The following is a 19,058-nucleotide window of genomic DNA, read 5'->3' as shown; positions in this document are numbered from 1 at the left end:
ATGCCAGTGACCCAGGTTGGAAGATCGATTCTGCTGGTCGACGACGATCAGGAAATCCGCGAACTGCTTGATACCTACCTCAGCCGATCCGGATTCCACGTGCGCACCGTTGCCGACGGTGCGCAATTTCGCCATGCCATGGCCAGCGATCCGGCGGACCTGGTCATCCTCGATGTCATGTTGCCCGACGAAGATGGATTCAGCCTGTGCCGCTGGGTCAGAGGCCATCAGCGTCTCGCTCAGATGCCTATCATCATGTTGACCGCCAGTTCGGATGAGGCTGATCGGGTGATCGGGCTTGAGTTGGGCGCGGACGATTATCTGGGCAAGCCATTCAGTCCACGCGAACTCCTGGCGCGGATCAAGGCGCTGCTGCGCCGGGTCAACTTTGGCCAGGAGCGCGTCAGCGACGTACTGGCATTCGATGAATGGCGACTGGATATGGTCAGCCATCGACTGTTTCACCAGGACGGTGAAGAAGTGCTGCTGTCTGGGGCGGATTTCGCGTTGCTCAAACTGTTTCTCGACCATCCGCAGCAGATCCTCGACCGCGATACCATCGCCAACGCCACGCGTGGTCGCGAAGTGATGCCGCTCGAGCGCATCGTCGACATGGCGGTCAGTCGTCTGCGTCAGCGGCTACGCGATACAGGCAAGTGCCCCCGGTTGATTCGTACCGTTCGCGGTAGCGGCTATCTACTCGCCGCGCAGGTAGCGCCGCACTATGACTCGCTCGGTTAAGCGTCGCTGGTTGCCAGTCCCACGCTCGCTGCTCGGCCGAATGCTCTTGCTGACGCTTCTGGTCGTGCTGATGGCGCAGGCGCTTTCGAGCTTCATCTGGGTGTCCCAACTTCGCGCGAGCCAGATGGAAGGGTTGCTGACCAGCGCGCGTAGCCTGGCGCATTCGATGGCCGCCAGCGTCAGCTATTTCCGTTCCCTACCGCTGGGGTATCGACCGCTGGTGCTCGATCAGTTACGCAGTATGGGCGGCACGCGCTTTTTCGTTTCGTTGAATGACAAGCCACTCGAGATGCAGATCCTGCCGCCAACCGAGCGCAAGCAGGCGGTGTTGGCGGACGTGGACGAGGTACTGCGTGAGCGCCTTGGCAAGGATGTTGACATGTCGGTGAGCTTCGTCAGTCCCGATGACCTGCGCATCTTCAACGGTGGCCTGAAACTCGATGAATTGCCCAGGTCCTGGGCGCATTACGCTCTGAGCCTGGAGCCGCTGAATCCGCCGGTGCTGGTAACGCAGATTCAGATCGCACCGGACGAGTGGCTCTATCTCGCCTCGTTGATGCCTGCGCCCTACGTCAGCCTCGAAGACGAGGGCATACCCAGGCAGCAACTCTGGTTTATCTTCCTCACCAGCAGCTTTCTGCTGTTATTCATCGGCATTCTGGTGCACTGGCAGAGCCGGCCGCTCAAGCAACTGGCGCAGGCGGCACGAGAGATGTCGCTGGGCAGCGAAGTGGAGCTGTTGCCTGAGGCGGGTGGTAGCGAAGTCGTCGAGGTCAGCCGTGCCTTCAATACGATGCGCGAGCGCATCGGACGATACCTGACCGAGCGCAGCCAGCTGTTCAGTGCGATCTCCCATGATTTGCGCACGCCGATAACGCGGCTGCGGTTGCGTGTGGAGCTGCTGGAAGATGAAGCCTTGCAGCGGAAGTTCAGCCGCGACCTGGACGAACTGGAGTTATTGGTCAAAGGTGCGTTGCAATGCGTCAAGGACACCGATATCCACGAAAACATCGAACCGCTGGATCTCAACCACCTGCTCGATTGCGTCACCGAGCCGTACCTGGCGACCGGGGGCAACGGTCGCGTCACGGTTCTGGGCAGGGCTTGCGCGCCCTACGCCGGAAAACCACTGGCGCTCAAGCGCTGCATCGGCAATTTGCTGGATAACGCGTTGAAGTACGGCGAACGCGCCCATCTGCTCATCGAAGACGATAACGGTGCCTTCGTTCTGCATGTCGATGATGAAGGCCCTGGCGTGCCGGAAACCTGGTTGACGCACGTGTTCGAGCCCAACTTTCGCCTCGCCGCCAAGCAACCCGGTTACGGGCTTGGCCTCGGTATCGCACGCAACATCGCGCATGCGCATGGTGGTGAAGTCAGCCTGCGCAATCTGCCTGCCGGTGGTTTGCGCGTAACCTTGAGTTTGCCACGCACGACCGAATGAAGCCCCTCCGCACCAGACAACTCTCTCAAGTTGTTACAAAACCCGAGCTTTGTAACGAAACGGTGACCAATCACTATCCCTTCGTTACCCGGCGCAAAGGTTGGCGCGCCTAGAATCGGTGCAGCGCAAGCAAAGACTTGCATCGATAAAAACAAGAAAAGGAACCCCCAATGAACGCGATTCATCGCTTGGTTACTGCTGTTTCCCTCGCCTCTCTCGTTCCGTTTGCCCAGGCCGGCGAAGTGGAAGTGCTGCACTGGTGGACATCCGGCGGCGAGAAGCGCGCCGCCGACACGCTGCAGCGACTGGTCGAGGAAGAGGGGCACACCTGGAAGGATTTCGCCGTTGCCGGTGGTGGTGGCGAAGCGGCCATGACCGTTCTCAAGACCCGCGCCGTTTCCGGTAACGCACCTGCTGCTGCTCAGATCAAAGGTCCTGACATTCAGGAGTGGGGCGAGCTGGGCTTGCTGACCGACCTCAACGCTGTGGCTGAAAAAGCCAATTGGGACGAATTGCTTCCCAAGCAGGTGTCGGCTGCAATGAAGTATGACGGGGACTACGTTGCCGTACCGGTCAACGTTCACCGCGTCAACTGGTTGTGGATCAACCCGGACGTGTTCGAGAAGGCCGGTGTTGAACCGCCGAAAACACTCGACGAATTTTTCGCAGTGGCCGACAAGCTGAAAGAAGCGGGCTTCATGCCACTGGCTCACGGTGGCCAACCCTGGCAGGACGGGACCGTCTTCGAAGATCTGGCCCTGGCCATCCTTGGCCCGGAGGACTTCCGTAAGGCATTCGTCGAACTCGATCGTGGCGTGCTGACCGGCGACAAGATGGTCAAGACCTTCGAGGCACTGAAGAAGCTGCGCAGCTACGTCGACAACAACGCAGCAGGCCGCGACTGGAACAGCGCGACGGCCATGGTCATGAACGGCAAGGCCGGCATGCAGATCATGGGCGACTGGGCCAAGAGCGAGTGGAGCGCGGCCAAGAAAATCGCTGGCGAAGACTATACGTGCGTGCCGTTCCCGAGCACCCAGGGCAGCTTCGCCTACAACATCGACTCACTGGCAATGTTCAAGCTGAACAACGATGACAATCGCAAGGCCCAGCAGGATTTGGCGCGGATTGTCATGGAGCCGGAATTCCAGCAGTTCTTCAATCAGAACAAAGGCTCCATTCCAGTCCGTCTGGATCAGGACATGAGTGAGTTCGATGCCTGTGCCCAACAATCCATGAAGGACTTCAAGGAAGCGGCACAAGGCCCGGGGCTGGTGCCTAGCCTTGCTCACGGCATGGCCGCATCGAGCTATGTGCAGGGCGCTGTGTTCGACGTCGTGACCAATTTCTTCAACGACCCGGATGCCGATCCGAAGAAAGCTGCCCAGCAGCTGGCCGCTGCGATTCAGGCGGTCCAGTAACGCTTGCGGGGTACGAACCCTCGTGCCCCGCCCGACAACAAACAACCGGATGCTCTAGGCATCGATTCCCTGCGGTCAGGCCTGTCGGCTGACCGCAACGGGATCGGCTTGCTCGAAAACCTTTGGGGTCTGTCGGCTTCTGGCCGTCGCATCCGGGATTTCTGTAACGGGACTGTGATGGAACCTGAACTCAATCGGAGCCAACCATGAGCTCAACGGCTGTATTCACCAAGGCTTCGCCGCTGGATGCGCTGCAGAACTGGCTGCCCAAGCTGGTGCTAGCACCCAGCATGCTGATCGTTCTGGTCGGCTTCTATGGCTACATCCTGTGGACCTTTCTGCTTTCGTTCACCAATTCAAGCTTCATGCCCAGCTATAAATGGGTCGGGCTGCTGCAGTACGAACGCCTCTGGAACAACGATCGCTGGTGGGTAGCCAGCAAGAACCTGCTGGTATTCGGTGGTCTGTTCATTGCGATCAGCCTGGCGATTGGCGTGCTGCTGGCCGTCCTGCTTGACCAACGCATTCGCCGCGAAGGCTTTATCCGCACCGTCTATCTCTACCCGATGGCGCTGTCGATGATCGTCACCGGCACCGCCTGGAAGTGGCTGCTCAACCCGGGCCTGGGTATCGACAAGATGCTGCGAGACTGGGGCTGGGAGGGCTTTCGTTTCGACTGGCTGGTGGACCCGGACCGCGTGGTCTACTGCCTGGTGATCGCTGCCGTATGGCAGGCGTCGGGTTTTGTCATGGCGCTGTTTCTCGCCGGCTTGCGCGGGGTCGACCAATCCATCGTACGTGCGGCACAGATCGATGGTGCCAGCCTGCCGAGCATCTACCTACGCATCGTCCTGCCCAGCCTGCGGCCGGTGTTTTTCAGCGCGCTGATGATCCTTGCGCATATTGCCATCAAGGCGTTCGACCTCGTGGCGGCAATGACCGCGGGTGGGCCGGGCTACGCCTCCGACCTGCCGGCCATGTTCATGTACACGCACACCTTCACTCGCGGGCAGATGGGGCTCGGCGCGGCGAGCGCGATTCTCATGCTGGGCGCGGTGATGGCGATCGTCGTGCCGTATCTGTATTCGGAACTGAGGAACAAGCGCCATGACTAGCCATGTAGGGCAAAAGCGCCTGACGTTCAGCCGCGTAGCGATCTACACAACGCTACTGGTCGCCGTTGCGGTGTATCTCATACCGCTGGTGGTCATGCTGCTGACCAGCTTGAAGACGCCCGCTGACATCCGCACCGGCAACCTGCTGTCCTGGCCTGAGGTCACGACTGTGATTGGTTGGGTCAAGGCATGGGATGCCGTCGGCGGCTACTTCTGGAACTCGGTGAAGATCACCGTTCCGGCCGTCATCATCTCGACACTGCTCGGCGCACTGAATGGCTACGTGCTGGCCATGTGGCGTTTTCGCGGCTCGCAGCTGTTCTTCGGCTTGTTGCTGTTCGGCTGCTTCCTGCCGTTTCAGGTGATCCTGTTGCCAGCGTCGTTCACTCTAGGTCAGCTGGGGTTGGCTAATACCACGCCAGGACTGGTGTTGGTGCACCTGGTTTATGGCCTGGCCTTTACCACGCTGTTCTTTCGCAACTTCTATGTGAGCGTGCCGGACGCATTGATTCGCGCAGCACGGTTGGACGGTGCGGGGTTCTTTACCATCTTTGCGCGGATCCTGCTGCCGATGTCGATCCCCACGATCATGGTCTGCCTGATCTGGCAGTTCACGCAGATCTGGAACGACTTCCTCTTCGGTGTGGTGTTCGCCAGTGGCGATACGCAGCCGATTACCGTGGCGCTGAACAACCTGGTGAACACCAGTACGGGCGTCAAGGAATACAACGTCGATATGGCCGCGGCGATGATCGCCGGGCTGCCAACGCTGGTGGTGTACATCCTCGCCGGCAAGTATTTCCTGCGTGGGCTCACAGCCGGCGCGGTCAAGGGGTAGGAGAATAACAATCATGGCTGCACTCGAACTTTGTAACGTCCGCAAGAGCTATCCCGGAAGCAACCACGACACGTTGAAAGACATCGATCTGAAAATTGACGATGGCGAGTTTCTGATCCTTGTCGGGCCGTCCGGCTGCGGTAAATCCACCTTGATGAACTGCATCGCAGGGCTGGAAGAGATCACCGGTGGCGAGATCCGCCTGGACGGCGGTGATATCAGCGGCGCCAGCCCGAAGGATCGTGACATCGCCATGGTGTTTCAGTCCTACGCCCTGTACCCGACCATGACCGTGCAGGAGAACATCGCCTTCGGCTTGAAGATGCGCAAAGTGCCGGCGTCGAAGATTGACGAGGAGGTATCGCGTGTCGCCAAGCTGCTGCAGATCGAGCACCTGCTCGGTCGCAAGCCCGCTCAACTGTCCGGCGGTCAGCAGCAGCGCGTTGCCATGGGGCGGGCGCTGGCGCGGCGACCGAAGATCTATCTATTCGACGAGCCGCTTTCCAACCTCGATGCCAAGCTGCGGGTGGAAATGCGCACCGAAATCAAGCTGATGCATCAGCGCCTGAAAACCACCACGGTCTACGTCACCCATGACCAGATCGAGGCGATGACCCTGGGCGATAAGGTCGCCGTGATGAAGGACGGCATCGTCCAGCAGTTCGGCACGCCCAAGGAGATCTACAACAACCCGGCCAACCTGTTTGTCGCGAGCTTTATCGGATCACCGCCGATGAACTTCATCCCGCTGCGGCTGATCCGTCAGGCCGATGGCTGGCGCGCGCTGCTGGAGAGCGGACAGGATCGCTGCGAATTGCCGCTGAACCTGGCAGACGGGCAATCGCTGGAAGGCCGAGAGGTCATCCTTGGTATCCGCCCGGAGCAGATCAGTGTGGGGACCGAAGCCGATCTGCCTTCGCTACGTGCCGAAGTTCAGGTCATCGAGCCGACAGGGCCTGACACCATGATCTTCGTCAGTCTCAACCAGACCAAGGTGTGTTGCCGGCTGGCGCCGGACGCGGCGCCGAATCCCGGCGAGAGCCTGACGCTGCAATTCGAGCCGGACAAGGTGCTGCTGTTCGATGCGCAGACCGGTGAGCGCCTGGGCGTCACGCCCGGAAACGGCTCCTCGGGTCGCAACGGCACCGTGACCCGGTTGGTCGCGCGGTGAGTCGCTGACCAAGCAAAGAGTGGGAAAAAGGCGGGGTTGCCGTGTATTTGCGTACCGGCGCCTGACGCCCAGGAATGTTATTGATATTTCAGGTTTTTTTGCAGGTAGTGGCCAGTGCCGTTGCTAGCGAAAAATCGAGACGCAACACGCAGCGAAGCTGACCTGCGGATCGAGAGGAGAGCCGTACCGGCTCAATCCAAGAGCAGTAACAACAATAAGAGCTAATTGGAGCGGATATGAAGAAAACGACACGCCTGGGCCTCGCAGTTTCGCTGGCCGGTCTCGCTATGCCATTGGCTGCGCAGGCTTTGGACTTCAACGGCTATGTGCGCAGTGGTATTGGTGAATCGACTGCAAGCGAATCGCAGGCCTGCTTCCAGCTGCCGGGCGCACCGTCCAAGTTCAGACTCGGGAACGAGTGCGAGCAGTACGCCGAGCTGGGGTTGCGTCAGGACCTGTTCACCATGGACGACGGCTCCGTCCTCAGCGTCGAGGGCATGGCTGCGCTGTACAACGAATACGATCACACCCCGAAGTTCACCGGTGACCACGGTTTTGCCCGCTTGGTGCAGGCCTACGCCGAATGGAGCAACGTTGCGGCGCTGAACAACGGGTCGTTGTGGGCCGGCCGGCGGTTTTACAAGCGGAATGACATTCATATCTCCGACTTCTACTACTGGAACCAGAGTGCTACCGGCGCCGGTATCGAGGACGTCGAAATCGGCGGGTTGAAATACAGCTATGCCTTCTCGCGAAAGGACAGCGTCTTTCAGGAAAACTACACCAATCGCCATGATTTCAACGTCGGCGGCTTCGATACCAACGCCGGTGGGGAGCTGCAGCTCGGCGTCAGCTACATCGCCGATCCAGACCGAGGCGACTCCAACAGCGGCTGGTCGGTGACGGCTCAACACGAACAGGCCGATTTCCTCGGTGGCAGCAATACCTTCGCCGTGCAGTATGGAGAAGGACCGGGTACAGGGCTTGGCTATACGGGCGACGTGTCACTGGACGAAAGCGCCAAGAGCTGGCGGGTGGTGGAGTTCTTCGACTGGCAGGTGACGCCGCGTTTTGGCGGGCAGTTCCAGGTCGTGTATCAGAAGGACAAGCGTCCGGATGGTGGCGAGCAGGACTGGATCTCGGTCGGTGTGCGCCCGGTTTATGCATTGACCGAGGAGTTCAAGCTGGTTGCCGAGCTGGGGCACGATCAGATCGATGCTGACGCCGGAACCCGCAAGCTGACCAAATTCACCATCGCCCCAACCTGGTCCCCTGCAGGCCCGGAATTCTGGACGCGTCCCGAGTTCCGCCTGTATTACACCTATGCTCAGTGGAACGACGCTGCGCAAGACGCTGCCAATCTGATGGCGGCTGGCAGCGCACTGTCGGAAACCGGCGCCTTTGGCAGCGCACAGCATGGTTCCAACTTTGGCGTTCAGGTCGAGTACTGGTGGGACTGATCGGTGCGATAGCCTAATTCGCTTAGAACCTCCCGCCAGCCGAGGCCTCTACTAGCCATAGGTGCCGTGGCTGACCGGGAGGTGGTTTTGGGCGACAAGGCGAAGAATCCTTGCATCAGTATCTGCAAGCTCAAGGATGACATCTGCATTGGCTGCGGTCGCAGCCGGGACGAGATGAAGGCCTGGAAGGGCATGAAGAACAAGGAGCGCAAAGCGGTCAATGAAGTAGCGGCCCAGCGGCTGAAACAGCTGGGCAAGGCGAAGAAGAAAAAGAAGTGATCAGTGCTCTTCGCTTGGGTAGCGGGTCGCCATCAGGCTTTCTTTTATCTTGCGCAGATGAGGCTGGAAATCCACACCTCGCTTCAATGTCACGCCTGCAGCCAACGCGTCGAGTACGGTCAGCTGGATGATTCGAGACGTCATTGGCATGTAGATATCGGTGTCTTCCGGCAGCGGTATATCCAGGCTCAACGTGGAAACCTTGGCCAGCGGCGAGTCTGCTGCGGTTAAGCCGAGAACAGAGGCACCGTTGTCGCGAGCGATGGTTGCAGCTTCCACCAACTCACGGGTGCGTCCGGTATAGGAAATGATCACGAACAGATCGCCGGTATGCGCAACCGAAGCCAGCATCCGCTGCATCAGCACGTCGCTGTGTGCGGTCACCGGCAGGTTGAACCGGAAGAACTTGTGCTGAGCGTCCAGCGCCACCGATGCCGAAGCGCCAAGGCCGAAGAAGTGAATCTGCCGTGCCTGAATCATCAAATCCACGGCATGGCTGATCGCCTGCGGGTCGATTGCCTGGCAAGCGCTGTCCAACGACGCAATGGCGCTGCCAAATATCTTTCTCGTATAGGCTTCTGGGCCGTCATCGGCCTCTACGGCCCGGCTGACATAGGCAGCACCACTGGCGAGACTCTGTGCCAGTTGGATCTTTAGGGCCGGATAGCCCGCCGCACCGAATGAGCGACAGAAGCGATTCACCGTTGGCTCGCTAACCTTTGCCGCTTGCGCCAGCGCCGCAATGCTGTAGCGCGTTGCTTCCTGGGGGTCGCGAAGGATGACTTCGGCTACCTTGCGTTCTGCCTTGTTCAGCTCATCAAGCCGATTTTTTATCTGTTCCAAGAGATTTTTCATGCGATCCATGTCTCTTCCTTCAGGGACTCGTGCCCGAGGCTACGGATAGTAGCGAACCCGGTGCACGAAAAAATCGGGTAATGTTGTTTTAATAACAACATTTTGTGCTTAAACTGCGCCGATAAACCTGTCACGCAGCCTAATTTGGTTAGTATAAAAATCATGCCTGCTATTACTGTTGATGCAACTACCTTCGCCTTGTTTGGCGCCCTTGGTGATTTGGCGCTGCGCAAGCTGTTTCCGGCACTTTATCAGCTTGATCGAGCGGGGCTGCTTAACAGCGACACGCGCATTCTGGGGCTTTCACGCGATCAGGGTGAGCCGGCTGGTCATCTTGAGCGTATCGATCAGGCGCTGCGCCGCTATGTGCCTGCTGCCCAGCTGGACGAAGCTGTTCTCAATCGATTCCAGGAGCGGTTGAGCTATCTGACCATGGACTTCCGTAACGCGGAAGACTACGCAGCGTTGGCTGATAATGTCGCGCCCGAGATGCCGCTGATCGCTTACTTCGCGACGCCGGCTGCTGTTTACGGCTCCATCTGTGAAAACCTGGCGGCGGCTGGTCTGGCCGAACAGACGCGGGTCGTTCTGGAGAAGCCAATCGGGCACGATCTCGACTCGTCGCGACTGGTCAACGATGCCGTTGCGCAGTATTTCCCCGAGACGCGCATTTACCGGATCGACCACTACCTCGGTAAGGAAACGGTTCAGAACCTGATCGCGCTGCGTTTTGCCAACAGCCTGTTCGAGACCCAGTGGAATCAGCACCACATCTCCCACGTCGAAATAACAGTCGCGGAGACGGTTGGTATTGAAGGGCGCTGGGGCTACTTCGATCAGGCTGGCCAGTTGCGCGACATGATCCAGAATCACCTGTTGCAGCTGCTGTGTCTGATCGCCATGGACCCACCCAGCGATCTGACTGCCGACAGTATCCGCGACGAAAAGGTGAAGGTGCTCAAGGCACTGGCGCCGATCACACCAGAGCGCTTATCTCGCCAAGTTGTGCGTGGCCAATATATTGGCGGGTCGGTGGGTGGCAAACAGGTACCCGGTTACTTGGAGGAAGAGAACTCCAACGCTGAGAGCAGCACCGAAACCTTCGTTGCGCTGCGGGCTGATATCTGCAACTGGCGCTGGTCCGGTGTCCCGTTTTACCTGCGCACCGGCAAGCGAATGGCGGAAAAGGTTTCGCAAATCGTCATTCACTTCAAAGAACCGCCTTTCTATATCTTTGCGCCTGAGCAGCGGTCGTTGATCAGTAACCGACTGATCATTCGGTTGCAGCCGGACGAAGGCATTTCGTTGCAGGTCATGACCAAGGAGCAGGGCCTGGACAAGGGCATGCACTTGCGTAGCGGCCCGCTGCAGCTGAACTTCTCCGAGACCTACAAGAGCTCGCGTATTCCGGATGCTTATGAGCGTCTGCTGCTCGAAGTGATGCAGGGCAACCAGAACCTGTTCGTTCGCAAGGATGAAATTGAATACGCCTGGAAATGGTGCGATCAGCTGATTGATGGCTGGTCGCGGATCGGTGACGCACCCAAGCCGTATCCAGCGGGTTCATGGGGGCCTGTGGCATCAATTGCATTGATTACCCGCGATGGGAGGTCCTGGTATGGCGATCTCTGAACTCGAATTGCCGTCCGATGTGGTCGCGCACAGTCTGCCGGGGCCTGCTCAGTTGGCACAGGCGCTGGCCGATCGGGTTGCGGGAGCGTTGCAGTACGCCGTCGCCAATCATGGTCGGGCAAGCTTGGTCGTATCAGGCGGCCGCAGCCCGATAGCGTTTCTCGAAGCGCTGTCCATGCGCGAGTTGCCGTGGGCAAAGGTTCAGGTCAGCTTGGCTGACGAACGCTGGGTCGAACCTGAAAACCCGGACAGTAACGAAGGCTTGCTCCGCCGGCATCTCCTGCAAAACGCCGCAGCGGATGCCCAGCTTGTTGGTCTGTATCAAGCAGCTCAGACACTCGAGCAAGCGGCAGAGCGGGCAAGCGAGAAGCTGGCTGGCTTCGCTCAGCCGATCGATGTGCTGGTGCTTGGAATGGGCAACGATGGACACACCGCATCGCTGTTTCCGAACAGCCCGCTGTTGGCGAAAGGGCTGGATGAAAACGGTACTGACCTTTGCCTGCCAATGCTGGCGCCTGTCAGCCCTGAGCAGCGCATCAGCATGACCTACCCGCTGCTGGCCTCTGCTCGCGTCCAATGCCTGGCGATTCAGGGCTCCGCCAAGCTGGAAACGCTGCGTCAAGCCATGCGGCTCGAACCTACGCAGATGCCGATTCGCGCATTTCTGCATTCCCCTCTAGAGATCTACTGGTGCCCGTGAGGCCCGAGGACTTTTCCATGACCATGGACCAGAAAAACGCGCTGATCGAGAAGATTTGTACCGAAGCCCGCATCCTGCCGGTGATCACCATTGGCAGCGAGGAGCAAATCCTGCCGTTGGCTGACGCACTCGTCGCTGGTGGGTTGACGGCGCTTGAGATAACCCTGCGTTCGGCACATGGGCTGACTGCCATTCGCCGCCTGCGCCAGGAGCGGCCGAACCTGTGTGTTGGTGCCGGGACGGTGTTGGACAAGCGCATGATGGACGAGGTCGAGGCTGCCGGTGCTCAATTCATCGTCTCACCGGGTTGCACCGATGAACTGTTGCAAGCCGGCGTCAATTGCTCAGTGCCCCTACTGGCCGGCATCAGCAATGCATCCGACATCATGCGTGGCTACGCGCTCGGGTACCGGCGCTTCAAGCTCTTTCCGGCCGAGGTGTGTGGTGGCGTCGCCGCGATCAAGGCACTTGGAGGACCGTTCGCTGACGTTCGTTTTTGTCCCACAGGTGGCGTCAATGCAGGCAATGCCGCTCAGTACCTGTCGCTCCCTAACGTCATGTGTGTCGGCGGGACCTGGATGATCGACGGTGCCGCGTTGAAAAACGGCGACTGGGCGGCGATTCAGCGAGCCACGGCTGAAGCCCTCGCATCCTTGAGTAAAGGCTGACTGCAACCTGAGGCGCGCCGGGCGCGCCTCCTGTTTGGCTGCTAACCTTCTCGTGCTTCAGCATTCCGTTGCGCGTATAGTGCGCGGCCTTTCAATCGGAACTGCCACACCGGGAGGTGCCCAGATGACCGAGCACGAAGATACAACCCCTCATATTGCCCACGGCGAAAAACTGCAGAAGGTACTGGCCCGTCTTGGCCTTGCCTCTCGACGCGACGTGGAAAACTGGATCGCGGCTGGCCGAGTCAAGGTTAACGGATCCGTTGCAACGCTGGGCCAGCGTGTCGATTTGCACGATGCGATCGCGGTCGATGGCCGCCTGCTCAAGCGCGAAGAAGCGGCCGAAACGGTCCGTCGCGTGCTGATCTACAACAAGCCCGATGGTGAGATCTGCACCCGCGACGATCCTGAAGGTCGTCCGACTGTATTTGATCGACTACCGCGCCCGAAAGAGGGCCGCTGGATCAACATTGGTCGCCTCGACATCAACACGACAGGCTTGCTGCTGTTCACCACCGATGGTGAACTGGCGAATCGTCTAATGCATCCCTCGTACGAAATGGACCGTGAATACGCGGTGCGTGTGCGTGGCGAAGTCGACGAGGAAATAATTGAGCGCCTGAAGACGGGCGTCATGCTTGAAGACGGCCCGGCCCGTTTCACCGACATTCAGGAAGCACCTGGCGGGGAGGGCTTCAACCATTGGTATCACTGCGTGGTAATGGAAGGGCGTAACCGCGAAGTCCGGCGCCTGTGGGAGTCACAGGGACTGGTGGTCAGCCGTCTGAAGCGTGTGCGTTTTGGTCCTGTATTCATGACATCAGACCTTCCAATGGGTCGCTGGCGCGAGATGTCGCAAAGCGAAGTCGATATCCTCAGTGAAGAGGTTGGCCTCAAGTCAGTGGCGTTGCCGGGCATGAAAGCCAAGGCCAAGGACAAGCTCGATCGCATGCAGCGCAAGGTGGCCAAGCCCATCGGCCGCGGTGATCGCAAGCCTCGTGTGTTGCGCTCCTCGCATGAAGCTGACGTACCCGGAGATGCCGGTCGCGGTCGTGGCGCTCGCGGTGACAAGCCTGCACGCAAGCCGCGCGACACAGACGAGCGCAGCAAACCAAGCCGCGGCACACCGGTGGCGGAGCGGCCTGGTGCTGTTAGCCGCGAGCGTGGCAAGCCGGCGCCTTCCAAGCGTGGTGGACCGGCAGCGACCGACGGACAGCGTCCTGGTTTCGGACGTGGTGATCGCTCCAAGCGGCCTTGACGGTGTAGCGAGAAGCGATAAGCAAGAAGGGCGAGGCACTATGGTCTCGCCCTTTTGTTTAGCCGACTTAGGGAGCTTTGCCGCTATAGCGACGCCATGCGGGTCCGATTGCGACCTTCTTTTTTGGCTTGATACAGCGCCTGGTCGGCGCGATGCAGCAGATCGTCCTGCGACTCGCAAGGTTGGTATGTAGCGCAGCCGAGGCTGGCTGATAGTCGGACCTGTTGGTCCCCGACCAAGAAGCAGAGATTCTGGACGGCGGCTCTGATCCGTTCCGCTACAACAGCCGCAGCCTGTGGCCCACTGTTGGACAACACCAGGACGAACTCCTCGCCGCCAAAGCGAAACACCATGTCGACGTTGCGTAGCTGTTCTCTGAGCAATAGCGCGGTGGCTTTCAGTGCGGCGTCGCCCGCCTGGTGTCCGTAGATGTCGTTAAGGCGTTTGAAGTGGTCCATGTCCAGCATGATGATCGACATGGGTTGGCAATGGCGGCGGGACAGTTCGGTTTCGCGCGACAATGCCTGGACCATCGCTGTGCGATTCCCTGCACCGGTCAACGAATCTTTGAGCGAGGCTTGAACGGCCTGGCGGTAAAGCAACGCATTGCGCAACGGGAAAAGTAGGCAGTCGAGGGCGTTTTCGAGCTGCTCCAATACCGAGTCAGGGACGTAGTTCGAGCTGAACAGGCGCAGCTCGCCAAGGCAATCCCCGCTGTGGGAGAGCGAGTAGCTGACGTCGAAGCCGTTGGCTTCGCCAATTTGTAGTTGAAAATCCGTGCCTGAGTGGCAGTAGGAAAGGGCTTGCAATGGAGTCAGATTGCTGACTTCTTCGAAGAAAAACTCCAGTAGCCGGTCGAGCTCCAGGCTGGTTTGTAAGCGCAACGTCAGATGCCTTAACCGTTCGGAAAAGCCATGCTGGCCTGTTGATAAAGTCTTGCTGCAACTGATCTCCAATCGTCGAAGTCGGGCGGTGCTGATGTCGATTGTCGAAGGGGGCTGCTTGTCTGCCAGCATGGGTATGAACCTCAGAACGCTGCCTGCGTTGATAGAGGTTCTATAGCGAATATGATGCCAACTTTAAAAGCTTATTGAAAACAAGCAGTTAGTGGTTCTGGTCGAGGGTGGCGGCAACAGGATGCCAGCGAAACGGCAGCCTGATGCCAATTTGACATGCACGCCGCCGTCGCTGCGCCAGGAAACAGGCGCTGGGCTGGGGCTTACTGGGCGTCCATTGCCTGGCCATTGACGTCGTGACTGTCTGGCCCCATCAGGTACAGGTAGACAGGCATGATTTCAGCAGGCAAAGGGTTAGCTTCAGGATTTTCGCCGGGATACGCCTTGGCGCGCATGTCGGTCCGGGTCGCGCCTGGATTGATGCTGTTGCTGCGCACGGAACTGCCGACGTCCAGCTCATCAGCCAGCACCTGCATCAAGCCCTCGGTAGCGAACTTGGAGACGGCATACCCGCCCCAGTAGGCCCGACCTTTCCGGCCGACACTGCTCGACGTGAAGATCACCGAAGCGTCATTCGCCAGTTTCAGCAGTGGCAGTAGGGTGCTGGCGAGCATGAAGGTAGCGTTGACGTTTACCTGCATTACGCGCATGAAGTTGTCGCCGGACAGCTGTTCAATCGGTGAGCGAGGGCCCACGATACTGGCGTTGAGAAGAAGCCCGTCCAGTCGCCCGAACTCGCGCTCAACAGTCGCGGCCAGTTCATCGTATTGATGTGGCAGGGCGGTTTCGAGGTTGAGCGGGATTACCGCAGGTTGCGGCCACCCGGCTGCTTCAATCTCATCGTAAACCCGGTTGAGGTTGTCCTCGTTTTTGCCCAGCAGGAGCACGGTCGCCCCATGTGCTGCGTAGGCTTTAGCGGCGGCTTCGCCAATTCCTCGGCCTGCGCCGGTGACCATGATGATCCGACCCTTGAGCAGGTCGGGGCGGGCTGAATACTCGAACATCTGAAGCCTCGTAAGCAGAGAGGGGCGATCGCCCACTGACGATTATCGTAAAAAGTATGCTGATGACCGTTGACGGTCAGTCGAGCCTTCGCGACTCGAGAAACCTGCGCAGTTCAAGCGGGTGGTTGACCACCACATCCGCGCCCCAGGTATCCGGGTTGTCATCAGGATGGATATAGCCGTAACGCACCGCGGCCGTGCGGCTCCCCGCTGCGCGTCCGGATTCGATATCCCGAAGATCGTCTCCAACGAACAGAACCGTTGAAGGGTCGAGGTCCAGCTGGCTACAGGCCAGCAGCATCGGCTCCGGATCGGGTTTGCTTTTGCTGACGTGATCGGGGCAGACCAGAACAGCTGAACGAGCAGCGAGCCCCAATTGCTGCATGATCGGCTCGGCGAAACGCACCGGCTTGTTGGTGACCACACCCCAGATCAGGTCGGCTTGTTCGATCTCGGAAAGCAACTCTGCCATCCCGTCGTATAGCCGACTCTCGACTGCACAGTGCTGTTGATAGCGCTCGAGAAACTCCAGGCGCAGTAACTCGAACTCATCGGAAAGTGGATCGACATCGAAAGCGCTGAGCACCATCGCCCGAGCACCGCCGGAAACGACGTCACGCACCTGCTGGTCCGGAATGCGAGCAAGACCGCGCGCCAGGCGCATGGCCTGAGCCACCGCGATAAAGTCCGGTGCGGTGTCAAGTAGCGTGCCGTCCATATCGAATAAAACCGCGCGCAGAGGCATCACGCCTCCCGCAGTGTCTGGATCATGTAGTTCACATCCACGTCAGACGACAGCTTGTAGTGTTTCGTCAGGGGGTTGTAGGTCAGGCCGACGATGTCCTTTACCTGAAACCCGACTTCGCGGCTCCAGGCGCCAAGTTCCGATGGGCAAATGAACTTCCGGTAATCGTGCGTGCCTCGCGGCAATAGTTGCAGCAGATATTCCGCGCCGATGATGGCGAACGCATAGGCCTTTGGGTTGCGGTTGATCGTCGAAAAGAACACCTGTCCGCCAGGCTTCACCATTTTGTAGCAAGCGCGAATGACCGAAGCGGGATCCGGGACATGTTCGAGCATCTCGAGGCATGTCACTACATCGAACTGCGCAGGCATTTCCTCGGCCAGCGCCTCGGTCGTGATTTGCCGGTAATCGATCTCCAGTTCTGACTCAAGCAAATGCAGGCGGGCAACGGACAGAGGCGCCTCGCCCATGTCGATCCCTGTCACAGTGGCGCCACGCTGAGCCATGGCTTCGCTGAGAATCCCGCCTCCACAGCCCACGTCCAAGACCTTCTTGCCGGCCAACGAAACGTGCTCATCAATCCAGTTGACCCTGAGCGGGTTGATCTCATGGAGCGGTTTGAACTCGCTTTCGCGGTCCCACCACCGATGGGCGAGGGCTTCGAATTTGGCGATTTCGGCGTGATCGACGTTGCTCATGGTTTGTTCCATTTATAAGCCTGAAGGGGAAGCTTGAGCTGCAAATGCCCATGTTGCCAGCTTTGCCCAGGTGCGGGACACCCGATAGGACGCTTCGTATACGTCAGTTTGTCGCGGAGCTTCGGTTGAGGGTAGCCTCGTCTCAGTGTTTGGAGCCGATCTTCCTTCCCCACTCCTGCGCGCTGGCGATAAGCTGTTCCTCGTCCATACGGGTCAGTTGACGATCATCCAGCAGATGCTTGCCGGCCACCCATACGTGTCGCACGCAGTCTCGGCCGCAGGAATAGATCAGTTGAGATACCGGATCATAGACGGGTTGCTGGGCAAGGCGCGATAGATCGAAGGCCACCAAGTCGGCAAACTTCCCGACTTCAAGCGATCCGGTATGGTCATCCAGCCCGAGCGCCCGTGCACCGTTGAGCGTTGCCATGCGCAGCGCACGATGGGCATTGAGTGCGGTCGCAGAACCCGAAACGGCTTTTGCAATCAGCGCCGCGGTTCGGGTTTCTCCCAGCAGGTCGAGATCGTTGTTGCTGGCCGCGCCGTCGGTACCGATGCCTACATTGACGCCGGCTTCCCATAAACGCTCCACTGGACAAAAGCCGCTGGCCAATTTCAGGTTGGACTCAGGGCAATGGATCACGCTGCAGTTGTGCTCGACTAGCAGAGCGATGTCGTCGTCGTTTACCTGTGTCATGTGCACGGCTTGGAAGCGTGGCCCCAAAAGCTGAAGGCGGGCCAAGCGAGCCAGTGGGCGTTCGCCATGCTCGCGCAGCGCTTCCTCTACCTCATTCGCCGTTTCGTGGACGTGCATATGAATGCCGATATCCATTTCCGCGACCAGCGTGCGGATGCTTTCCAGCTTATCGTCGCTAACCGAATAGGGCGCATGGGGACCAAAGGCAATACTCAAGCGTGGATGGTGTTTGAGGTCGTCGAATAGCGCGACGCCTTTACGGAGCGCTTCGTCGGCGTCGCGCGCGCCCGGTATGGGGAAGTTCAGCACCGGAATCGTTATTTGCGCGCGAATCCCGTGCTTGTGGGCGAGCTGGCTGACAACCTCAGGAAAGAAGTACATATCAGAGAAGCAGGTAATGCCGCTTTGCAGCTGTTCCGCGATAGCCAGCTCGGTGCCTGCTTTGATGAACGCCTCATCGACCCACCGGCTTTCTGCTGGCCAAACATGCTCGCGTAGCCAGGCCATCAGCGGCAGATCATCGGCAAGCCCGCGGAAAAGGGTCATGGCTGCGTGACCGTGAGCATTTACAAGCCCTGGGGCAAGAAGCATTCCGGAGAGGTCACGCGTTTCTTTAGCAATGAGCTGATCGGCCTCTTCACGAGGAGCGATCAGCACAATGCGCCCGTCACGGATTCCCAGCGCATGGTTCTTCAGCACAACACCAGCTGGTTCGACTGGGACAAGCCAGGTTGGAAGTAACAGCAGGTCGAGCGGCTCTGCAGGGGGACGCGGCATATCGATCTTCGGGTAATTGAGACGGGTGTTCAGTGTAAGGCCTGTCGGACTCAGTTTGAAGGAAGCCAGGGGTAAGCATGAGGCCTATACATATATAAGCAGCGTCGACAGGCCCGGTCCCTTAATTCATATCAAAGTAAAAACAACGGTTGACGCGAGTTTCTGAGTGCCTATAATACGCACCTTCTCCGGCGCAGGCCTTTAGCGAAAACTCTTGTAAATCAAGAAGTTAGCGAAAATAAAAGCTTGCACGGATGGCGAATTCGAGTAGAATGCGCCGGGCTGACAGGGTGGCGGTTTCGCGCTGTTGGCAGCTTCGGTCAGGTTGATCGGAGGCGGTTGAAAGAGGTGGTTGACAGCGGTTTTAGACGCTGTATGATTCGCCTCCCGCTGACGAGAGACGCTAGGTTGATCGGAAGCGCAAGCGGTTGAGAAGAAAGAAAAACTTCTTCAAAAACAGCTTGACGAGACACAAGGCTGCTGTAGAATGCGCGGCCTCGGTTAAGACGAAAGACTTGATCGAAACGCTCTTTAACAACTGAATCAAGCAATTCGTGTGGGTGCTTGTGAGGTAAGACTGGTAGTCAGCAAGATTATCA

18 protein-coding genes and 1 pseudogene are annotated in these 19,058 nt (G+C 58.8%); 12 read left to right on the top strand and 7 right to left on the bottom strand.

The features are described from left to right. The 8 genes from BUE09_RS08015 (at position 1) to BUE09_RS07980 (ending at position 8,469) form a co-directional block, all read left to right on the top strand. Positions 1-741 (top strand): response regulator, encoded by a 741-nt coding sequence (locus BUE09_RS08015; protein WP_303622822.1) that lies wholly within the window; start codon positions 1-3, stop codon positions 739-741. Continuing rightward, complete coding sequence (locus tag BUE09_RS08010; RefSeq protein ID WP_073300398.1) at positions 725-2,185, top strand: ATP-binding protein; 1,461 nt, start codon at positions 725-727, stop codon at positions 2,183-2,185. Before BUE09_RS08015 ends, BUE09_RS08010 begins: the two co-directional genes overlap by 17 nt. A gap of 170 nt (positions 2,186-2,355) precedes the next feature. Beyond that, complete coding sequence (locus BUE09_RS08005) at positions 2,356-3,606, top strand: ABC transporter substrate-binding protein (RefSeq protein WP_073300396.1); 1,251 nt, start codon at positions 2,356-2,358, stop codon at positions 3,604-3,606. A gap of 206 nt (positions 3,607-3,812) precedes the next feature. Further along, positions 3,813-4,721 carry a carbohydrate ABC transporter permease gene (locus BUE09_RS08000; RefSeq protein ID WP_073300394.1) on the top strand — a complete coding sequence of 303 codons (909 nt, stop codon included), beginning with the start codon at positions 3,813-3,815 and terminating at the stop codon, positions 4,719-4,721. Further along, entirely contained in the window at positions 4,714-5,559 is an 846-nt protein-coding gene (locus tag BUE09_RS07995; protein ID WP_073300392.1) for a carbohydrate ABC transporter permease, read from the top strand. Before BUE09_RS08000 ends, BUE09_RS07995 begins: the two co-directional genes overlap by 8 nt. A 13-nt stretch (positions 5,560-5,572) precedes the next feature. Further along, positions 5,573-6,730: an ABC transporter ATP-binding protein gene (locus tag BUE09_RS07990; protein WP_073300390.1), complete on the top strand. Its 1,158-nt coding sequence runs from the start codon at positions 5,573-5,575 to the stop codon at positions 6,728-6,730. Positions 6,731-6,966: 236 nt separating this feature from the next. Then, positions 6,967-8,190 carry a maltoporin gene (locus BUE09_RS07985; protein ID WP_073300388.1) on the top strand — a complete coding sequence of 408 codons (1,224 nt, stop codon included), beginning with the start codon at positions 6,967-6,969 and terminating at the stop codon, positions 8,188-8,190. 87 nt (positions 8,191-8,277) lie between these two features. Continuing rightward, the gene (locus tag BUE09_RS07980; RefSeq protein ID WP_073300386.1) at positions 8,278-8,469 is read left to right on the top strand and encodes a DUF1289 domain-containing protein; all 192 of its coding nucleotides are present in this window, start codon (positions 8,278-8,280) and stop codon (positions 8,467-8,469) included. Here BUE09_RS07980 and BUE09_RS07975 read toward each other — a convergent pair whose 3' ends face one another. Next, a complete protein-coding gene (locus BUE09_RS07975) occupies positions 8,470-9,333 on the bottom strand; it encodes a MurR/RpiR family transcriptional regulator (protein WP_073300384.1) in 864 nt (287 codons plus the stop codon). It lies immediately after the preceding gene. Between the two features lie 153 nt (positions 9,334-9,486). Between BUE09_RS07975 and zwf the strand changes: the two genes are divergently transcribed. From zwf to rluB, 4 genes are all read left to right on the top strand, one after another. Continuing rightward, positions 9,487-10,956 carry a glucose-6-phosphate dehydrogenase gene (zwf, locus tag BUE09_RS07970; RefSeq protein ID WP_073300382.1) on the top strand — a complete coding sequence of 490 codons (1,470 nt, stop codon included), beginning with the start codon at positions 9,487-9,489 and terminating at the stop codon, positions 10,954-10,956. Continuing rightward, on the top strand, positions 10,943-11,656 hold the full coding sequence (gene pgl, locus BUE09_RS07965; RefSeq protein ID WP_073300380.1) for a 6-phosphogluconolactonase: 714 nt from the start codon (positions 10,943-10,945) through the stop codon (positions 11,654-11,656). The genes zwf and pgl overlap by 14 nt, the downstream gene beginning before the upstream one ends. A gap of 17 nt (positions 11,657-11,673) precedes the next feature. Beyond that, positions 11,674-12,324: a bifunctional 4-hydroxy-2-oxoglutarate aldolase/2-dehydro-3-deoxy-phosphogluconate aldolase gene (locus BUE09_RS07960; protein ID WP_073300379.1), complete on the top strand. Its 651-nt coding sequence runs from the start codon at positions 11,674-11,676 to the stop codon at positions 12,322-12,324. 124 nt (positions 12,325-12,448) lie between these two features. Then, complete coding sequence (gene rluB, locus BUE09_RS07955; RefSeq protein WP_073300377.1) at positions 12,449-13,582, top strand: 23S rRNA pseudouridine(2605) synthase RluB; 1,134 nt, start codon at positions 12,449-12,451, stop codon at positions 13,580-13,582. An 83-nt stretch (positions 13,583-13,665) separates the two neighbouring features. On the opposite strand, the gene BUE09_RS07950 is transcribed toward rluB, so the two are convergent. The 6 genes and pseudogenes from BUE09_RS07950 to BUE09_RS20600 all read right to left on the bottom strand — a co-directional run. Further along, the gene (locus tag BUE09_RS07950; protein WP_073300375.1) at positions 13,666-14,598 is read right to left on the bottom strand and encodes a GGDEF domain-containing protein; all 933 of its coding nucleotides are present in this window, start codon (positions 14,596-14,598) and stop codon (positions 13,666-13,668) included. 203 nt (positions 14,599-14,801) lie between these two features. Further along, complete coding sequence (locus BUE09_RS07945; RefSeq protein ID WP_073300373.1) at positions 14,802-15,542, bottom strand: YciK family oxidoreductase; 741 nt, start codon at positions 15,540-15,542, stop codon at positions 14,802-14,804. 76 nt (positions 15,543-15,618) lie between these two features. Next, positions 15,619-16,287, bottom strand: coding sequence for an N-acetylmuramic acid 6-phosphate phosphatase MupP (gene mupP / locus BUE09_RS07940; protein ID WP_073300370.1), 669 nt, complete (start codon positions 16,285-16,287; stop codon positions 15,619-15,621). Continuing rightward, positions 16,287-16,985 carry a bifunctional 2-polyprenyl-6-hydroxyphenol methylase/3-demethylubiquinol 3-O-methyltransferase UbiG gene (gene ubiG / locus BUE09_RS07935; RefSeq protein ID WP_073300368.1) on the bottom strand — a complete coding sequence of 233 codons (699 nt, stop codon included), beginning with the start codon at positions 16,983-16,985 and terminating at the stop codon, positions 16,287-16,289. Before ubiG ends, mupP begins: the two co-directional genes overlap by 1 nt. 142 nt (positions 16,986-17,127) lie before the next feature. Further along, a complete protein-coding gene (locus BUE09_RS07930; protein ID WP_073300366.1) occupies positions 17,128-18,459 on the bottom strand; it encodes a TRZ/ATZ family hydrolase in 1,332 nt (443 codons plus the stop codon). Positions 18,460-18,862: 403 nt separating this feature from the next. Continuing rightward, positions 18,863-19,058, bottom strand: a pseudogene (locus tag BUE09_RS20600) (hypothetical protein); the annotation flags it as partial.

Source organism: Stutzerimonas xanthomarina DSM 18231 (genome assembly GCF_900129835.1).
Taxonomy (GTDB): domain Bacteria; phylum Pseudomonadota; class Gammaproteobacteria; order Pseudomonadales; family Pseudomonadaceae; genus Stutzerimonas; species Stutzerimonas xanthomarina.
Note: the sequence above shows the minus strand (reverse complement) of the source record. Positions and strands in the feature narration are given on the sequence as shown.